The sequence below is a fragment of the Candidatus Proelusimicrobium volucris genome, assembly GCF_959605025.1.
GTDB classification, from domain to species: domain Bacteria; phylum Elusimicrobiota; class Elusimicrobia; order Elusimicrobiales; family Elusimicrobiaceae; genus Proelusimicrobium; species Proelusimicrobium volucris.
Map to the genome: position 1 here is coordinate 1 of NZ_CAUHCY010000008.1, position 14,432 is coordinate 14,432.

Below are 14,432 nucleotides of genomic sequence, written 5' to 3' on the forward strand. Positions count from 1 at the left end.
CTTCCTCCTTTTTGCCCTTGCTGGGCACAGAGAAAATTTATCAAAAAAAAAAAAACAGTCAAGCGTTTTTCGGCTTTTCGGTAAACCTCGACGTACGACAGGCTTATTTCCCCCTATTTTTACAATCGCAAAAACATATCGCGGCATAAAAACAACAATAAAACACGGCGGAGTTTATAAAAAAATCAAAAAGAAAAACCCGCCCGATAAACACCTCCCCCCGCCTTGAGGCGAAAGCCCAAAAAATGCCGACATACTCCCCTTTTTTACCCCGAACTTCAGTTTTTGTGGGTCTTGACTTTTAACTTTTGCCGCTTATATTATAGTTAAGGCTGTAGAAGGCATCTTGAGCGGGTGCCGTGATCAGGGGCAGAGGTGCCCCGGCATGGCGCTAAGCCCCCTTAAGGAAGTACGACCTAACAGCACTTAAAGGAACAGAGAATGACCAAAGCGTCAATAACTAACTAACCCCCGAATACGAAAGCGGGGGTTTTTTATTGGTTGACAAGTTGATCATTAGCATATTTATTAAAAATATCCGTCGGCGCGAAATATCCCAAAAGCCGTAAAATATCGCTTTACAGTCTTAACTATCGCTAATGCCAAAAGACATTCAAAAAAAATCGGCCCGATAAAATCGGGCCGATTTTTTATGGTTAAAACTGTCCGTTCTTTATCTTTTGGCGCTCTTGCCTTTGCATTTCTACAAGCCATTTCCAGAACTTCGTTTCAAAATCTTGCATATTTCTAAAGCCGTAGGCTTTTTTGAGAGCGGCTTCAGTCGACATTCTCTTCTTTATAACCCTGCCGTGTTCGTCGCGCATTACATTGCCCTTGGAGTCTTTTTTGTCCTCAAAGGTCTTCATAAGTTTGGTAAACTGTTCAAACTGTATCCTCTTATCGGGATAATCGGAATTTTTCGAGCGGAACAAGAACCTTACCATAGCATAAGCCTGGAAATACCAATTCTCCACGTCGCCTTTCTGCTCCGCTATATCATAAGAACTGTTTTTTACAAAATCCGCAAAGTTTGTAAACACTACCGTCTTGGCCGTTACCATATTGGAAGCGGCCGCCCGCCGCTCTTCCGCCGTCAGGCGCTGCCCGCTTCTAAGGCGAGAGAGCAGTTTCAATTTCTCGCTTTGGCTTATTATGTTGATTACCACCAAATCGTTGGCCCAAACGCCGCCCTTAGTGCTGGAAGATATATCCTCCATATTCACGGCTAAACCTTCGTTAAGCCATATCGGCGGCTCAAGTTTATAACTTTCCGAAGGCGGATTATAAAATTCCTCCACAAAAAGGTGGGTAAGCTCGTGCGTAAACTGCGATAACATCTTAGAGGTGTTCTTCGGCTCGTCGTACATCACTATTCTGTCTTCCGTAGGGGAGAAAAACGCGCCGGACCAACTGCTAGCCACAGGCTCGTTCCTCAAAAAACTCTGTCTGTTCTGATATACGTAAACCTTGGCCTTGCCCGACATCATCCACGATATATTCTTGCTTAGGATTTGGTATACCGTTTCAAACTTCATACCCAAATTGGGCGTCATAATGCCGCTGGTTTGCGGCTCAACTTTTATGCTGAAATTACGCGTAGAGCTGTCTATCCATTTGATACCGTGGCCGGGCTCTGGAGCTTTCTTGGGAGCAGTCTTTTTCACTTTCTTAAATTGCGGAGTTTTTATTGATGCGGAAGCATCGGGTTTATCGGTGTTCACAATCTCTTCTTTCCCGGATTGGGGGGCAACTTCGCCTTGCGGAATTATCTGTTCCGGTTGTTCGTCTTTGGGCGGCCTTATCAAACTTAAAGTAGACGAAGAAACTGCATTTTCGTAGTTTTCTTCTTGATTTGCGGCCGGTAAAGAGGTCCTCTCATTCCGGGCGGCAGGCGCCGTAGCCTTAACCTTGCGGGCTTTGTCCAAAAAGCTCTTAGACACATCACTTTGCTGCGCGTCTAACAATGGAGATAAACAAAACAAAATTGCAACGGCCACAACCGCTTTATGTATATTATCGCTCTGCATTTGCCGCCCTTTTTTGGAATTTCTAGTCAAGCTGAGTAGTATCTATCAAAAACTCTATATTGCCCAAACCGGTAGTGGTAGAGCCCCACTTTATACCAATTTCCGTAGTTACGCCGTCTATAGTACAAGTGAAAGTTTCAACATTGTTGCTATCGAGCAACGGCGGTACGCCATCCAATGCACGCTCCACCGCTATCGCGTTATATTGCGCTATACAGCCTTCCGCATATGCCTTTGACGATATCATGCGTTTAGTCTTAAGCATATTGCTCGTTCTGCCTATAGCAAATCTCATAAGCATAATGATAATGGCCGCAATTATGCTGCCCATTACCATAACCTGCATCAATGCCGATCCCCTTCTGTTAAAAATCTTCATTTTATGCGCCTCCGGCCTTTATAAACGTCTTGCTCATTTCTATATGTACAGGAGGATTTTCGCTCCCTTCAAAATCCTTATGCACTATTAAGCTAACCGTATAATTTATATTGTCGTCGGTGGAAACGTCAAAACCGTTTGCAACTATATAATCCATGTAAATCCTGCCGCTTGAACATGCACTTTCGGCATTGCTTATCAGGCTAGATTTTTCCAACGAATCATGCGACAATTCTTTTAAAGGAATTTCTCTAGACCGCCTTATTGTAGAGCCTTCTTGGCAATAGGCAAACGCTATCGGATCGCTTTCTATCTGCGGACCGCCCGGATCCTTGGTATAAGAAATAGTATTGGGCAGAACATAATAACTTGCCCCCTCTTTCACCAAATATGCGTTGCGTACGGCAACTATTACCCCGCCTGAAGCACTGGTGTCCGGAGCAAGTATCAAATCCGCTTCCGTTATATCGCGGTGTAATGCCCTCATAAATATAGATAAATTGTTCCTTATTATGCTCTGACGCTGGCCCTGCGACGTCTGCATAGACGACGCTTTCCACACCGTCATCAACGCTATCGTTACCATGCTGGCTATAAATACCGCAACCAACAACTCCATTAACGTAAAGCCCTTTCTATTCTTCATAACACTTCACCATTGCAAACGATATTTATTTTTACTTGATTCACCGCAGGAGTATAAGCCCCGGTATTATCCGATGCCGTCAAACCGCTAACCGTATATGTCAAACTGGAGTTATAACCCTCACCGGTTCTGCATACGTCAGGCAATAATTCCGAACAATCGTGCTCGCCGTTTGATAAAGGCGTAGTGCTTCCGCATAAAGATTCCAAATCTCCGCCGTTTGTATCAACATAATTCTTTATGCTGTTGGCCAAACTCTCAACCGTATACATCATTTCTTCCCTATAGCTTGGCTCCACTATCGCACGCCGCGACGCCATCAACGCGGAAAATATCGCGCCGACCATTATCGCCACCAATAACATTGCTATTATGCCTTCAACTATAGTATATCCCTTTTTGTTTAACATATACTTTACCTAATCCGCGCTCTTATTATCTTTTATATTACCGTACTCGTCTACGCATGCACAATATGACGAGCTGTAATCTCCGCCGCTGTCCGTACCTTGCATCGACGCATGTACCGTACCGCTGCACGCAGAGCAGTTTCCTCCTACGGAAAAAGTATATTTCATCCTGCTCCATTTGATCGGCCTTAAGTATTTGCAGCTTACCAATACGTTCGCTTCGTTATTGCCTTTATATTGTATGGTGCTTTCGCCGCAATCCGATGCCGCCCTGCTCTCTTTCGTCACCGTGCCGCTTACCGTGGCATTGGGATAATCCGTCCTAAATGTCTTATACGCCTCGGCAATCTGTATCAGCGCGGCTTTAGCTTTCCCGTTTTGAGCATCGCGTATATACCCCTTTATAAACGGAGTGCTCACCGCTGCCAATAAGGCCAATATGACCATTACCACCAATAATTCCGGCAAAGTGAAACCTTTGCCATTTTTCCTAAGATCCGCTATTGGAACCATCTGCAGCCCTCCCGAATCTGTCTATATATGCGCAATATCCGCTGCCGTAGTTTTCCCCCACCTTCTCGCCCGATTTTGAAGTCATCGTCACTAAACTTGAACCGCACGAAGGGGTGTCGGTAGGCGTACCCAAAGTAAAGATGTATTTACTCCCGACTATATCCAGCTTCCCGCAATAAAAACTCGCCGTACCGCCACTCGCCTTGGAAGCTACACACTTATTATCGGCATAAGAGAGTGCCCCGCTTAAAGGCTCTTCAGGGTATTCCATCAGATACATCTTATAAGCACCGGCTATAACCTCCATTTGCGCTTTGGCTTTCTTATTTTCGCCCTCATATATAGTTTCCGTATATTTTAGGACGGAATACGTCGCCAATATCATTATTATTATTATAGCTACCAATACTTCCACTAAAGTAAAACCCTTGTTTTTCCCTGTCATATCTTTTCCCGCTTATTTACAATATAACCAATATTACGCACCCGCCGAAGACATCATTACAACCCTGCCGGGATTTTCATTGGAAACCTTCCAAATCTTGCCGACATAGCGTTCATCGGTAATGCTCTCGCCAGGAGTCATTATCGCCACAACATTTATGTCGCCCCCGCATGTAGCATCTTCTACATCAGGCGTACATATATAAAAGTTGTAGCCCCTAAAACCTGTACCGCTTAATGATTCAGGGTCCGTCAAATATGCATACTTTGAAGTGCTGGATTCGTTCATATCTTCTTCCGCAGAAACGACACTGCTGAAAAATAAGGACCGCGGATCGCTGTACCCTTCCACCGGAGCCCCAAACGAACCGGCCACCTGCGCCGAGCCACGCGCGTCTTCGTTATACATTCTGGCGGCGTTGGCTATCTCCAGCAGTTTAGCCCTAGCTTGGTTGTTCTTCGAAGTTTCTAGTCCTTTCTTATATGAAGGCACCGCCACTAATGATATTATAGCTATCAATACCACTATTACCAATACCTCCACAAATGTAAAACCGTTTTTTCTCTTTAACATATTCGCCCCTGCCATTAACCCATACCGATCTGCGACATTTTGAATATAGGCATGAAGATCGAAAGTACTACCACCGCGATTATAGCACCGATACCTACAATCAATATAGGGTCTATCAATGCCGAAAAGCGCGCTATAAACTGGTTAATCTGTTCCGTGTAGAATTTGGATAAGGTTTCCATAATGTGCGGCAATCTTCCGGATTCCTCACCCATCAACATCATTTCCGTCATCAGTCCCGGAAACACATGCGTCTTCCTGAAAGATTCCGATATGCTTTTACCCGAGGTTACATCACGCTTCGCCTCGACAATGGCGTTTCTTATTATGACGTTGCTCTCAAAAGCCTCTTCCATAACGTTTAAAACGTTTATAATGCTAACACCGCTGTTAAGAAGCGTAGCCATCGTTGATAATATCCTTTCAAAATAAATATTGCTTATGAATGAACCAAATATCGGCATAGTTATATGGAACTTATGCCAAACCCTTCTGCCTACCGGGTTGTGTATCAGCATATAAAAACCGCCCGCTGCGGCCAGTATTGCCAAAATAAGCAGAAATAAATGGTTCCTTACCACATTTGAAATAGCCAATACAAGCTGAGTAATCGCAGGCAACTCCATATCGAAATCCTTAAATATGGTAGCAAATGTAGGTACGATGCCGACTACGAAGTATATCAATACGCCCACCGACATCAAAAACAATATCGCAGGATATGTTATGGCTGTAATAATTTTACTCTTCAAAGCCTCTGTTGACTTTACATATCTGGCTACTTGAAGCAAAGCCTCCGACAAGTGTCCGCCAACCTCGCCTGCCTGCACCATCGCCAGCCACGTGTGATCAAACACTTTTGGAAATTTTTCCAAAGATCCGTGCAAACTGTTACCGCCCGCCACATCGCGCGCCACGCTTAAAAGTATCGGCCCCAATTGTTTGTCGGTAGAATACTCTCCCAACAAAGAAATAGCTCTTACCAGCGGCACGCCGCCCGCGATAAGCGTCGCTAGCTGCTCCGCAAAAAACGCTTTAACATGCCCCGGCACCTTAGCCGAAGAAGCGTTTAACGACGACTGTCCAAACGCCGCAAAAAGGTTCTTCTTGACTACAGGTGTAATCTCTATAACAAATATACCCTTGGACTGCAAAATTTCCAAAGCTTTCTCTTTATTAGCGGCATCTACATGACTCTTATAATTTCTGCCGCTGTTATCCTGGGCTACATAATTAAATCTCGCCATATTCTAAACCCCTTCCCTTTTTTATTCGTCCGCCGTCGTCACGGAAAGCACTTCCTCCACCGAGGTTATGCCCCTCACCGCTTTACGCCAACCGCTGGCCCTCAAGTTCCAAGCGCCCGTCGCCATAGCAGCATTGCGCAGCTCTATCAAATCTTTAGTCTTATATATAGTATTGCGCATTACTTCGTTTATTTTAAACACTTCATATATAGCTTTTCTGCCTTTATATCCGGTACCCGCACATTTAGGGCATCCGGCAGCTTTAAAAAATGTCCATGTAGATCTTTCCCTTTCCGGCAATTTCGATTCTTTCGCTATCTGATCAAGAACATCCGGCGTAGGCAAATACGGAACCTTGCAATACGGACACAGCACCCTTATAAGACGCTGCGCCGCCACCAAGGCCAAGGAGCTGGCCAACAAAAACGGCTCTATGCCCATATCCGTAAGACGCGGTATCGCGCCTATCGCCTCGTTTGTGTGCAAGGTCGACAACACCAAGTGACCTGTCATAGCAGCCTTTAGACACGCTTCGGCGGTTTCAGAGTCGCGGACCTCACCGACCAGTATTACGTCCGGGTCTTGACGCAAAAACGACCTTAAGCCTGCCGCAAACGTTAAACCTATCTGTGATTTCACTTGAACCTGACTGATACCGTCAAGTTTATACTCGACAGGGTCTTCCAATGTCATAAAGTTTAATTCCGGCGTTTTTATCGTAGACAGCACCGCGTTTAGCGTAGTAGTTTTTCCGGAACCTGTCGGGCCGGTCAAAAATATCAAGCCGTGCGGCATAGCCGCAGCTTCCAAAAAGTCTTTCTTCTGGCGAGGTTCAAAGCCCAATTTATCTACGTTTAAGTCACTGGTACCTTTATCCAAAATACGAATAACCAGCTTCTCGCCAAATACCGTCGGACATACTGATACACGGAACTCCACCGTCCTGTTATGGTACTTTACAGCGAAACTACCGTCCTGCGGCAGCCTCTTCTCGGCTATGTCCAACTTAGATAAAATCTTTATACGCGAAATTATCGCGTTTACCGCTTCTTTGGGAGGGGACGTCCTCTCATACAAAGATCCGTCTATGCGGAACCTTAAACTTACACGCTCGTCAAATATTTCCAAGTGGATATCGGATACGCGCTCGCTCATAGCCTGCCTCAATATTACGTTTACCATCTTTACGTAATGCGATCCCGGCCCCGTTGCGCTTTCTTTATCCAAGTCTATCTTTCCATCGGCGTTTGTCAGATCGTCCAAATTTTCCTGGCTGTCCAAAGGCGCCGCCGCGCTGTCGTCTTCCTTCTCCGATATAACTTCTTCCAAGATATTCTTCTTGGTATAGAAGTTATCCAATGCCAAAAACAATTGGCTCTTACTGGCGATGAAGGGCTGTATGGACATACCCGTCATCATCTTTAAGTTATCCAGCAAGAATACGTTTGAAGGATCGTTCATGGCTACCGCAAGAGAACCGTCTTCGGCAAACAGCGGAAGTATCAAATTCTCCCGGGCGAACTTCTCAGATATTATAGAGGCAAGATTTTGATCTTTTTCGGGCACCAATACACCGTTCTCTTTACTCGCGTAAGGTACGGCAAGCTGCTTGGAGATGGCTATCGTAATATCCTCTTCCTTAACTATGCCCAACGTTACCAACGAGTCTTGAACGGACATGCCCGTCTGATTCGAATGTAAAGTCGCTTTAGCTAAACCTTCTTCGTTCAGTTTTCCTTGCTCTTTTAATATGTCTGTCAGCTTCTTAGCCATAAAACGATCCTTCAATTAAATGTCAGTTTCTCTCAGCCTATTCGGAAAGTACCGTAGGCGTTAAGAATATTACCAAGTCCGTCGTGCTCTTGGTGTTTTGTTTGTTCGTAAACAACCAGCCGATTACGGGGATCTGTCCGAGCAAAGGAACTTTCCTTACGGTTTCCTTCTCAACAGATTGCAACAAACCGCCCAGCACCACGGTCTGTCCGCTCTTTACTCTGACTTGAGTGGACACGGCCCTGGTTACGGTATCGTAGGAATCCCCCGTTTCGGAAGGAATCAAGTCCGAGTAAGAAGGCGCTACCGTCAAGGTTACGTAGCCTTCTTTGTTTACCTGCGGAGTTACCGTCAAGGTCAAACCGACTCTTCTTCTTTCGTTACCGGAAGTGGAGCTCGTAGAAGCGCCGCTCGTTTCCTTGGTAATCGTACCGATTGAAGCATCCCTTGAAGAAGTAATAATCGCGGGATTGTTGTTCATCGTGATTACTTTCGGTTTACCGAGTGATCTGGCTTCGTTTTTGCTCAGCATCGCTTGGAACGCTACCGAGAAGCCGCCGAAATCCGCGGAAATTCCGCCTTCGGAGTTGCCTTCGTTGATATTGCTTCCGTAAGTAGGCTCGCCATTGCCGTCGCCGTCAGCGCCGAACCATTTCCAGAAATTGCTGCTGCCGCCCAACCAGTCCCAAGGTACGGCCGATACGCCGCCCAAGCTGGCCGACGCCCAGGTACCGTCTTCGTTGGTCCAGTTGAAACCGAGGTTCAATCCGCTGCCCTTGCCTACTTCGATAACCTGCGCTTCTATTAAGATCTGAGGCGCTTTTATATCAAGTTCGGCCAAGATATTCTCGACTTGCGGGAATACTTCGGGTACGTCGGTGATTATCAGTTTGTTCGTTCTGGCGTCTACGGCTATTTTGCCTTGTTTGGTCAATACGCTCTTGATTACGGAGAGTATTGCGCTGGCTCCGTCGCCGCTGCCGCTCATTCCGCTGCCGGTACCCATACCCATTCCGGCTCCGCCGCCAACGCTGGTCGTGTCAAACACGTTCACGTTAGAGGAAGTCGTTGAAAAACTGCTTGATGTCGTATCGGCAGGCATAATCTTATTTATGTCCTGCGCTATTGAACTCTGCGGTTGCAATGATACGTAGTTTAAAGTGTATACTTTCGTTACAGCGTCCGGAGCTTCATCAGATCTCTTCGTGATTACGTAGCTGTCGCTCTTGCCGATACGCTGATACGTAAGCCCCTGCACCCTTAAAAGGGTATCCAACGCTTCTCTTACAGTTACATTAGCCAACGAAGCGGAAACTTTCTTCCCGGCGAATTCCTCGCCCATGATAAAGTTAATCTTCGCTTGTGCCGATATACTGTTTAAAAAAGTACCTATGGGTACATTGTTTACCCTGATAGTTACTTTTCTGTCGAGAGGAGTATTATCCTCCGCCTGCTTGTATATAGAAGATTCCCCTCTGGCAGCCGGGCGATTCCCGTTATCGTCGCCATAGGTCAAATCTTCCACTACCGCAACTTTTGCTTCAGGCCTGGAACTTTGTGCCGACGCTTCCACAGGTACCGCTACCTGTGAACCCGCAAACACTACCGCCAGGAACAGAGCCAGTCTTTTCTTCATTAACTTCCTCCTTAATTTAAACCAATCAAACTACATCAATGGTAACTTCTTTACAAATCTTTGCCCTTTATAGACAAATGTTACGGAATCGTCGGACACTTTCACTACTTTCGCGCCCAGCACCGTTCCGTTTACGCCGACTATCTCTCCGTTTACGATAGCCTCCGTACCCAAAATACCGTCTATGGTTATTTTATCTATGATAGCGCGCGCCGGATTACGTTTAAGTTCTTCCTCCAAGCGGCGTTGGCGTTCCAACTCTGCACGGCGCTGGCGTTCCAACTCTTCCATTCTTCTGCGTTCTTCGGCAATCCTTTTCTGTTCCGCCAACCTCGCTTTCTCGATGGAATCCACTTCCTCCATAGACAAAAACGGATCTCTGTTATTCGTAGGGGCAAACACCACCCTCGGCGCAACCTCCTTATTGGCTTTTTTAGTTGCCGCAGTAGAACTGCTTGCTTGATTGCCCACCGCTTTGGCCGCCTTAACGGGAACTTGAGGCGTTACCACGGGCTCAATTATATCCGTTTTGCGGTTACCGTCCACAATAACGCCGCCGGGATTCTGTCCGCTTAACGGTATTATCGCAGTCGCCATTATCGTTATTGCACAAAAAACGCTCTTTATTTCTCTTCTCATATCTATCACCGCCTATTTTGCAGGTTTTCTCGCATCATTTTTGTTTTTCAAAAATAATGTGTGAACCCTAAAACCTGCCTGCAGCCGCCCCAATGCGCCTTCCGCACGCGATACGGTTAAATTGGACAATCTCATAAACTGCTCGTTATTTTCCACCATCTCTATAAGTTTGCCCAACTGTTCGTACGTAAGTTCGAAATCAAACGTTACCGAAGAATGAGTAAAATCGCCGTCTTCGTCCAACATGTGTTTGCCCGTCCTGGAGGGCTCCACCCCCACTTTGTTGAAGAACGACAGCATTTGGCTCAACAGCCACTCGTCTTTCTTGCTGTAATCGGGAAGCTGCTTTACAAGCTGGTCATAAAGAGCTTTGGAATCTTCATACTCTTTCGCGCTCTCCTCTTCCGCCTTTTTGGCGTCTACTTTGCGCTGCGCTTCCAATACTTTAGAGTTTGCCACACCGTTTATATACCATACGCCCACAAATACTATCAACAGTAGGACCAACGGCCTTATGAACGGATTCCAGTTCTTCTCGAACAACATGTTCTGTACGTCTGACAATCCTTCCTTTATATCAGTGAAAAATTTCATTTCTTGTCCTCCTTCTCGCATTTCAAGGAGAATTTAGTGCCAAGCACAAAATCTTTCTGCTGCTGCTTCAACGGAGCCGTAGAAAAATCGTAAGATATCGTCGCTCTGCCTTTACACAGATCAGCCATCTCCGGAGTGGAATCCACCACCGTTCTGAACCTGTTGCCCAACGCCAGTTCCTTCTCCCTGCCAGAAACAACGCTGGCTACACCTTCCATACGGATATAGCTCTTTTCTTTGAGCCTCGATGCCCCGGTATTGTACGGATATCTTATATCAAGTTCCGTAAGCCACATCTCCGGCGGCAATATATCCGGCAGAACGGATAGCTTCTCCGTATAATTTACCGGTTCCAAATACGTAGATAAGGATTTGGCCTTCCTGCTCATCGCACTCACCCGCTCCTTTATCTGAGATGCATATAAGCCCTCAAAGTCGGGTATATCTTTTGTACTGGTGAATGTTTGAGCCGACAATGCCTTCAACTGGAATACAGCCCTTACCTGAACAAAACCGCACCATATTATCAATAAGGCAACCAACATCAAAGCAAGTTTCCATACTGTTATCGTGCTGCGGATTTCTTCGTCGGAAGATCTGTTCTTGCGGTACAAGTCTATATCGGGAACATTCTTATTGACGAACTTTAAGCACGCGCCTATAGCCGCCATCTCCGCGAACCCTTCAACCTTAAAACCAAAAATATCGGAAATCTTCCAAGTCCTTACATGCCTTTTTACTTCGCTTTCCAATATCGGAGCCCAAAAATCCGCTTCATCGGAAATTACCACAACATCTTCAAACGGATTTTTCTCAATCTGTTTGGATATAAAATCCATACAGTTGTTTACTTCCAAGCGATTCCTGTTGCCTATCGCTTTTTGGACTTCCACTTCCCGCATTAAAACGGGCGCATTGTTCAACGCGTATAAGAACTGGCCGGTATGCGCCGTAAAATTGGCGTATATACAGCCCTTGCCCGATACATTTTCCTTATCGGTCTGGTTAAAAAGCCTGTATATTGATATCGGGGAGGTTTCCACAGCCACCAAATTAAGGCCGATGCTCTTCATTCCGGCTTCAAGCACTTGTACTATACGCGCCGAAGTCATGGAAAAAACAACGCCCAGATGTTTGGCTTTGCTCAGTCCCGCATAGAACGGATATACGTAATAATCCGATACTCCCCTCTCAAAAGGATAGTGTATATACTTGCGCGCCTGTAAAGGTATAGTATTTTTCCAGTAGCGGCGCGGAGTATCCTGCATAACAAAGTGGCGGTGTATGCTGAAATTGGAGGCCAATGTAACCACCACATTTTTCGTCGCCCATTGCTTGCTATCTATAATCTTCTTTATCGGATCAAGCCAATGTTTAGGCGTCGAGAAAAACCCCTCGTTCAAATCCGCGGGTTTTAATACGCCGGGCGGTATTTCCCCTACCGGCAGCTTTATCAGAGAATCTATCTCCAAACCGCCGGATTTCTCCCGCACCTGCGCTACATATACATCCGTCAAAGATATGTATATGCCTATACATTCTTTATAGTTAGTCCTCTTGATGCCAAGGGAACTGTCTATCGTTGAAGCAAAAGACATTTTACCCTCTCTTATAATCAATACTCGTAATTGGCCGCATCGTCAGGTACGGCTGCCGCGCTGTCAAAAGCGGCGGCATTAGCGTCATAGCCCCCGGTCATAGCGTCGTATCCCGCGGTATTGTTCGCCGCCGCAGCATTGGCACCATAGCCACCAGCCGCAGCACCATATCCGCCAGCGTTGTTCGTCATAGCCCCTGTATCAAAAGCGCCCGCAGCAGTACCGGTGCTTGCTCCGTCGGTAAGGCCATAACCGCCAGCCGCAGCGCCCGTGTCATACCCAGTACCAGCAGCGCCGGGCATATTTACGGTATTATATCCGGTATTATAACCCATACTCGTATCAGTCGAAGCCGGGTTTGCATAGTCACCCGTAGAATACGTGCTCAAGCCGTAGTCATCCATGGGCATACCCGCAGGCTGCTCCATCATAAAGTCTTCTCCGCTTACCGCGGCAGCGCTTTCCAGTTTGTCAGCACCAGATTGCCTTATAGCCGCAGGTTTGGTCCACAAACGTTTCTTTGTATAATCCAGCTTAGGATCCGTAGACGCAGGCTGCTTGGCGGCTTTTGCCGCTTTCTCCTTCTGAGCGGCACTCTCCAACAATTCCACTTTACGTCTTACAACTTTCTCGCGGCCGTCAACATCCGTAGCCCTTAAAATTATCGTGTAGCTTCCAAGCGGCAATATTTGGCCGAAATACTGCTTCTTTCCGTTCCAGAATATCTGCCTGTATATAGGACCTTTACCCGCGACTTGTCTTACTACATAATACTTTCCGTCTTTGCCGTGCTGTATTATCTGCAAGGTCCAATCTGCAACTTTGTCCGAAGTCTGTACTACGGAGAAATCTACCACCATACCTTCATCCTCATCGGGAGTTATAGTCCTAAACGGATATAAACCCAAACTGAGTACCGGCGGCAAATTACGTTCCGTCGATTTTAATTTTAAATTAGGTTTAGCGGTGTAATCGAATACTATTGAAATACCTTCCAAATCACTGAACTTGGCGGGCGGCTCTTCCGTAGTTAAACCCATATTGAAGTTCAACTTAGCGCTGGATATACCCATATTTATCAAATACGAATTTAACGCCACGGTTTGCCTTACGCCCTGTATTGACACATTGTCGCTGTATGAGCCCGGCGGCAATAATACAAATGACGGGGTGCCGCTTAATATCATCAAAGAATAAACCTGATCCAAGATCTCTTTGGCAGATCTCTTAAAAGTTATGCCGTCGTCTTCGAATATAACGTCCGACTCCATATCGATGGCGTCTACCATTCCGCCGCGCATATACACATTTATTCCTTTATACGAATTTAACTTCGCCAATACGGCGTCTGTCATTTCCGCTATCTGCGCGTTTATGCTATCCTTCCTCATGGCCTTTACTTCAGCGTCGTCGCCGGCAGGCATGCTGCTTTGCGCCACTATCTTTTCCGCCGGCTTTTCTTCTTCATAACCCTCGGGTTTATATATCGTAGGTTCATCTACAGCGGAAGCGCCGTATGACTGCCCATCCGAAGCACCGGCCGGTTTCTTCGCTTCTTTTACGGGTTCCCCGTATTCATCGGTCTGTTTCCCGGCTCTCGAATCGTACAAAACTTTCCCTTCATGACCGGTCTCGCGGCTCTTTTCCAATTCCTCATCATAAGGAACCTTTTTTGGAGCCTCCACCCCGCCGCGTTTAAAGTGAATCATATTGACATATTCGTTCGCTTCGGAAATCTGTTCAGGATTGCCCTGGACGAATACGTCAATAAAATTATCCATGGCATCATCATATTTGCCTTCCTCATACAGCATTTTACCTTTATTGAGTTTATCTTCCGCTGTCATTTGCGCGGCGTAAACGGCTGTAAAAACAAAGCATAACGAAAAAGCCATCAATGCATATTTTGTTAATCTGCTTTTGATATTCGACATAGTGTACCCCTTTAAAGG

General features: G+C 46.1%; 15 protein-coding genes. 1 reads left to right on the forward strand and 14 read right to left on the reverse strand.

Annotated elements, in window-relative coordinates:
- Window positions 1-229 (forward strand): hypothetical protein (locus tag ACQY3M_RS06825; RefSeq protein ID WP_428067004.1); only part of this gene is annotated, 229 nt, incomplete at its 5' end.
- 427 nt (window positions 230-656) lie between these two features.
- Here the strand turns inward: ACQY3M_RS06825 and ACQY3M_RS06830 are convergent.
- Genes ACQY3M_RS06830 through ACQY3M_RS06895 form a run of 14 tightly spaced genes read right to left on the reverse strand, consistent with a single transcriptional unit; the run spans window position 657 to window position 14,414 of the window.
- On the reverse strand, window positions 657-2,027 hold the full coding sequence (locus ACQY3M_RS06830; RefSeq protein ID WP_428067005.1) for a hypothetical protein: 1,371 nt from the start codon (window positions 2,025-2,027) through the stop codon (window positions 657-659).
- Between the two features lie 22 nt (window positions 2,028-2,049).
- Complete coding sequence (locus ACQY3M_RS06835) at window positions 2,050-2,406, reverse strand: hypothetical protein (protein WP_428067006.1); 357 nt, start codon at window positions 2,404-2,406, stop codon at window positions 2,050-2,052.
- 1 nt (window position 2,407) lies between these two features.
- On the reverse strand, window positions 2,408-3,052 hold the full coding sequence (locus tag ACQY3M_RS06840; RefSeq protein WP_428067008.1) for a PilW family protein: 645 nt from the start codon (window positions 3,050-3,052) through the stop codon (window positions 2,408-2,410).
- The gene (locus ACQY3M_RS06845; protein WP_428067009.1) at window positions 3,049-3,462 is read right to left on the reverse strand and encodes a hypothetical protein; all 414 of its coding nucleotides are present in this window, start codon (window positions 3,460-3,462) and stop codon (window positions 3,049-3,051) included. Before ACQY3M_RS06845 ends, ACQY3M_RS06840 begins: the two co-directional genes overlap by 4 nt.
- Window positions 3,463-3,471: 9 nt before the next feature.
- Window positions 3,472-3,975 (reverse strand): type II secretion system protein, encoded by a 504-nt coding sequence (locus ACQY3M_RS06850; RefSeq protein ID WP_428067010.1) that lies wholly within the window; start codon window positions 3,973-3,975, stop codon window positions 3,472-3,474.
- Window positions 3,953-4,420, reverse strand: coding sequence for a type II secretion system protein (locus ACQY3M_RS06855; protein ID WP_428067011.1), 468 nt, complete (start codon window positions 4,418-4,420; stop codon window positions 3,953-3,955). Before ACQY3M_RS06855 ends, ACQY3M_RS06850 begins: the two co-directional genes overlap by 23 nt.
- Before the next feature lie 33 nt (window positions 4,421-4,453).
- Window positions 4,454-4,993, reverse strand: a complete 540-nt coding sequence (locus tag ACQY3M_RS06860; RefSeq protein ID WP_428067013.1) for a prepilin-type N-terminal cleavage/methylation domain-containing protein — start codon at window positions 4,991-4,993, stop codon at window positions 4,454-4,456.
- A gap of 14 nt (window positions 4,994-5,007) precedes the next feature.
- On the reverse strand, window positions 5,008-6,240 hold the full coding sequence (locus ACQY3M_RS06865; RefSeq protein WP_428067014.1) for a type II secretion system F family protein: 1,233 nt from the start codon (window positions 6,238-6,240) through the stop codon (window positions 5,008-5,010).
- A 21-nt stretch (window positions 6,241-6,261) separates the two neighbouring features.
- Window positions 6,262-8,013, reverse strand: a complete 1,752-nt coding sequence (locus ACQY3M_RS06870; RefSeq protein ID WP_428067016.1) for a GspE/PulE family protein — start codon at window positions 8,011-8,013, stop codon at window positions 6,262-6,264.
- Window positions 8,014-8,050: 37 nt separating this feature from the next.
- Window positions 8,051-9,649 carry a secretin and TonB N-terminal domain-containing protein gene (locus tag ACQY3M_RS06875; RefSeq protein WP_428067018.1) on the reverse strand — a complete coding sequence of 533 codons (1,599 nt, stop codon included), beginning with the start codon at window positions 9,647-9,649 and terminating at the stop codon, window positions 8,051-8,053.
- Between the two features lie 30 nt (window positions 9,650-9,679).
- The gene (locus ACQY3M_RS06880) at window positions 9,680-10,288 is read right to left on the reverse strand and encodes a hypothetical protein (protein ID WP_428067020.1); all 609 of its coding nucleotides are present in this window, start codon (window positions 10,286-10,288) and stop codon (window positions 9,680-9,682) included.
- Window positions 10,289-10,300: 12 nt separating this feature from the next.
- A complete protein-coding gene (locus ACQY3M_RS06885) occupies window positions 10,301-10,882 on the reverse strand; it encodes a hypothetical protein (protein WP_428067021.1) in 582 nt (193 codons plus the stop codon).
- Window positions 10,879-12,480 (reverse strand): type IV pilus biogenesis protein PilM, encoded by a 1,602-nt coding sequence (gene pilM, locus ACQY3M_RS06890; RefSeq protein ID WP_428067022.1) that lies wholly within the window; start codon window positions 12,478-12,480, stop codon window positions 10,879-10,881. The genes ACQY3M_RS06885 and pilM overlap by 4 nt, the downstream gene beginning before the upstream one ends.
- Before the next feature lie 17 nt (window positions 12,481-12,497).
- Window positions 12,498-14,414: a hypothetical protein gene (locus ACQY3M_RS06895; RefSeq protein WP_428067024.1), complete on the reverse strand. Its 1,917-nt coding sequence runs from the start codon at window positions 14,412-14,414 to the stop codon at window positions 12,498-12,500.
- Window positions 14,415-14,432 lie beyond the last annotated feature (18 nt).

Coding starts and splice junctions, on each gene's coding strand:
- ACQY3M_RS06835 (WP_428067006.1), bottom strand. CDS start 2,406: ATGAAGATTTTTAACAGAAGGGGATCGGCATTGATGCAGGTTATGGTA.
- ACQY3M_RS06840 (WP_428067008.1), bottom strand. CDS start 3,052: ATGAAGAATAGAAAGGGCTTTACGTTAATGGAGTTGTTGGTTGCGGTA.
- ACQY3M_RS06875 (WP_428067018.1), bottom strand. CDS start 9,649: ATGAAGAAAAGACTGGCTCTGTTCCTGGCGGTAGTGTTTGCGGGTTCA.
- ACQY3M_RS06865 (WP_428067014.1), bottom strand. CDS start 6,240: ATGGCGAGATTTAATTATGTAGCCCAGGATAACAGCGGCAGAAATTAT.
- ACQY3M_RS06885 (WP_428067021.1), bottom strand. CDS start 10,882: ATGAAATTTTTCACTGATATAAAGGAAGGATTGTCAGACGTACAGAAC.
- ACQY3M_RS06870 (WP_428067016.1), bottom strand. CDS start 8,013: ATGGCTAAGAAGCTGACAGACATATTAAAAGAGCAAGGAAAACTGAAC.
- pilM (WP_428067022.1), bottom strand. CDS start 12,480: ATGTCTTTTGCTTCAACGATAGACAGTTCCCTTGGCATCAAGAGGACT.
- ACQY3M_RS06855 (WP_428067011.1), bottom strand. CDS start 4,420: ATGACAGGGAAAAACAAGGGTTTTACTTTAGTGGAAGTATTGGTAGCT.
- ACQY3M_RS06895 (WP_428067024.1), bottom strand. CDS start 14,414: ATGTCGAATATCAAAAGCAGATTAACAAAATATGCATTGATGGCTTTT.
- ACQY3M_RS06860 (WP_428067013.1), bottom strand. CDS start 4,993: ATGTTAAAGAGAAAAAACGGTTTTACATTTGTGGAGGTATTGGTAATA.
- ACQY3M_RS06830 (WP_428067005.1), bottom strand. CDS start 2,027: ATGCAGAGCGATAATATACATAAAGCGGTTGTGGCCGTTGCAATTTTG.
- ACQY3M_RS06880 (WP_428067020.1), bottom strand. CDS start 10,288: ATGAGAAGAGAAATAAAGAGCGTTTTTTGTGCAATAACGATAATGGCG.
- ACQY3M_RS06850 (WP_428067010.1), bottom strand. CDS start 3,975: ATGGTTCCAATAGCGGATCTTAGGAAAAATGGCAAAGGTTTCACTTTG.
- ACQY3M_RS06845 (WP_428067009.1), bottom strand. CDS start 3,462: ATGTTAAACAAAAAGGGATATACTATAGTTGAAGGCATAATAGCAATG.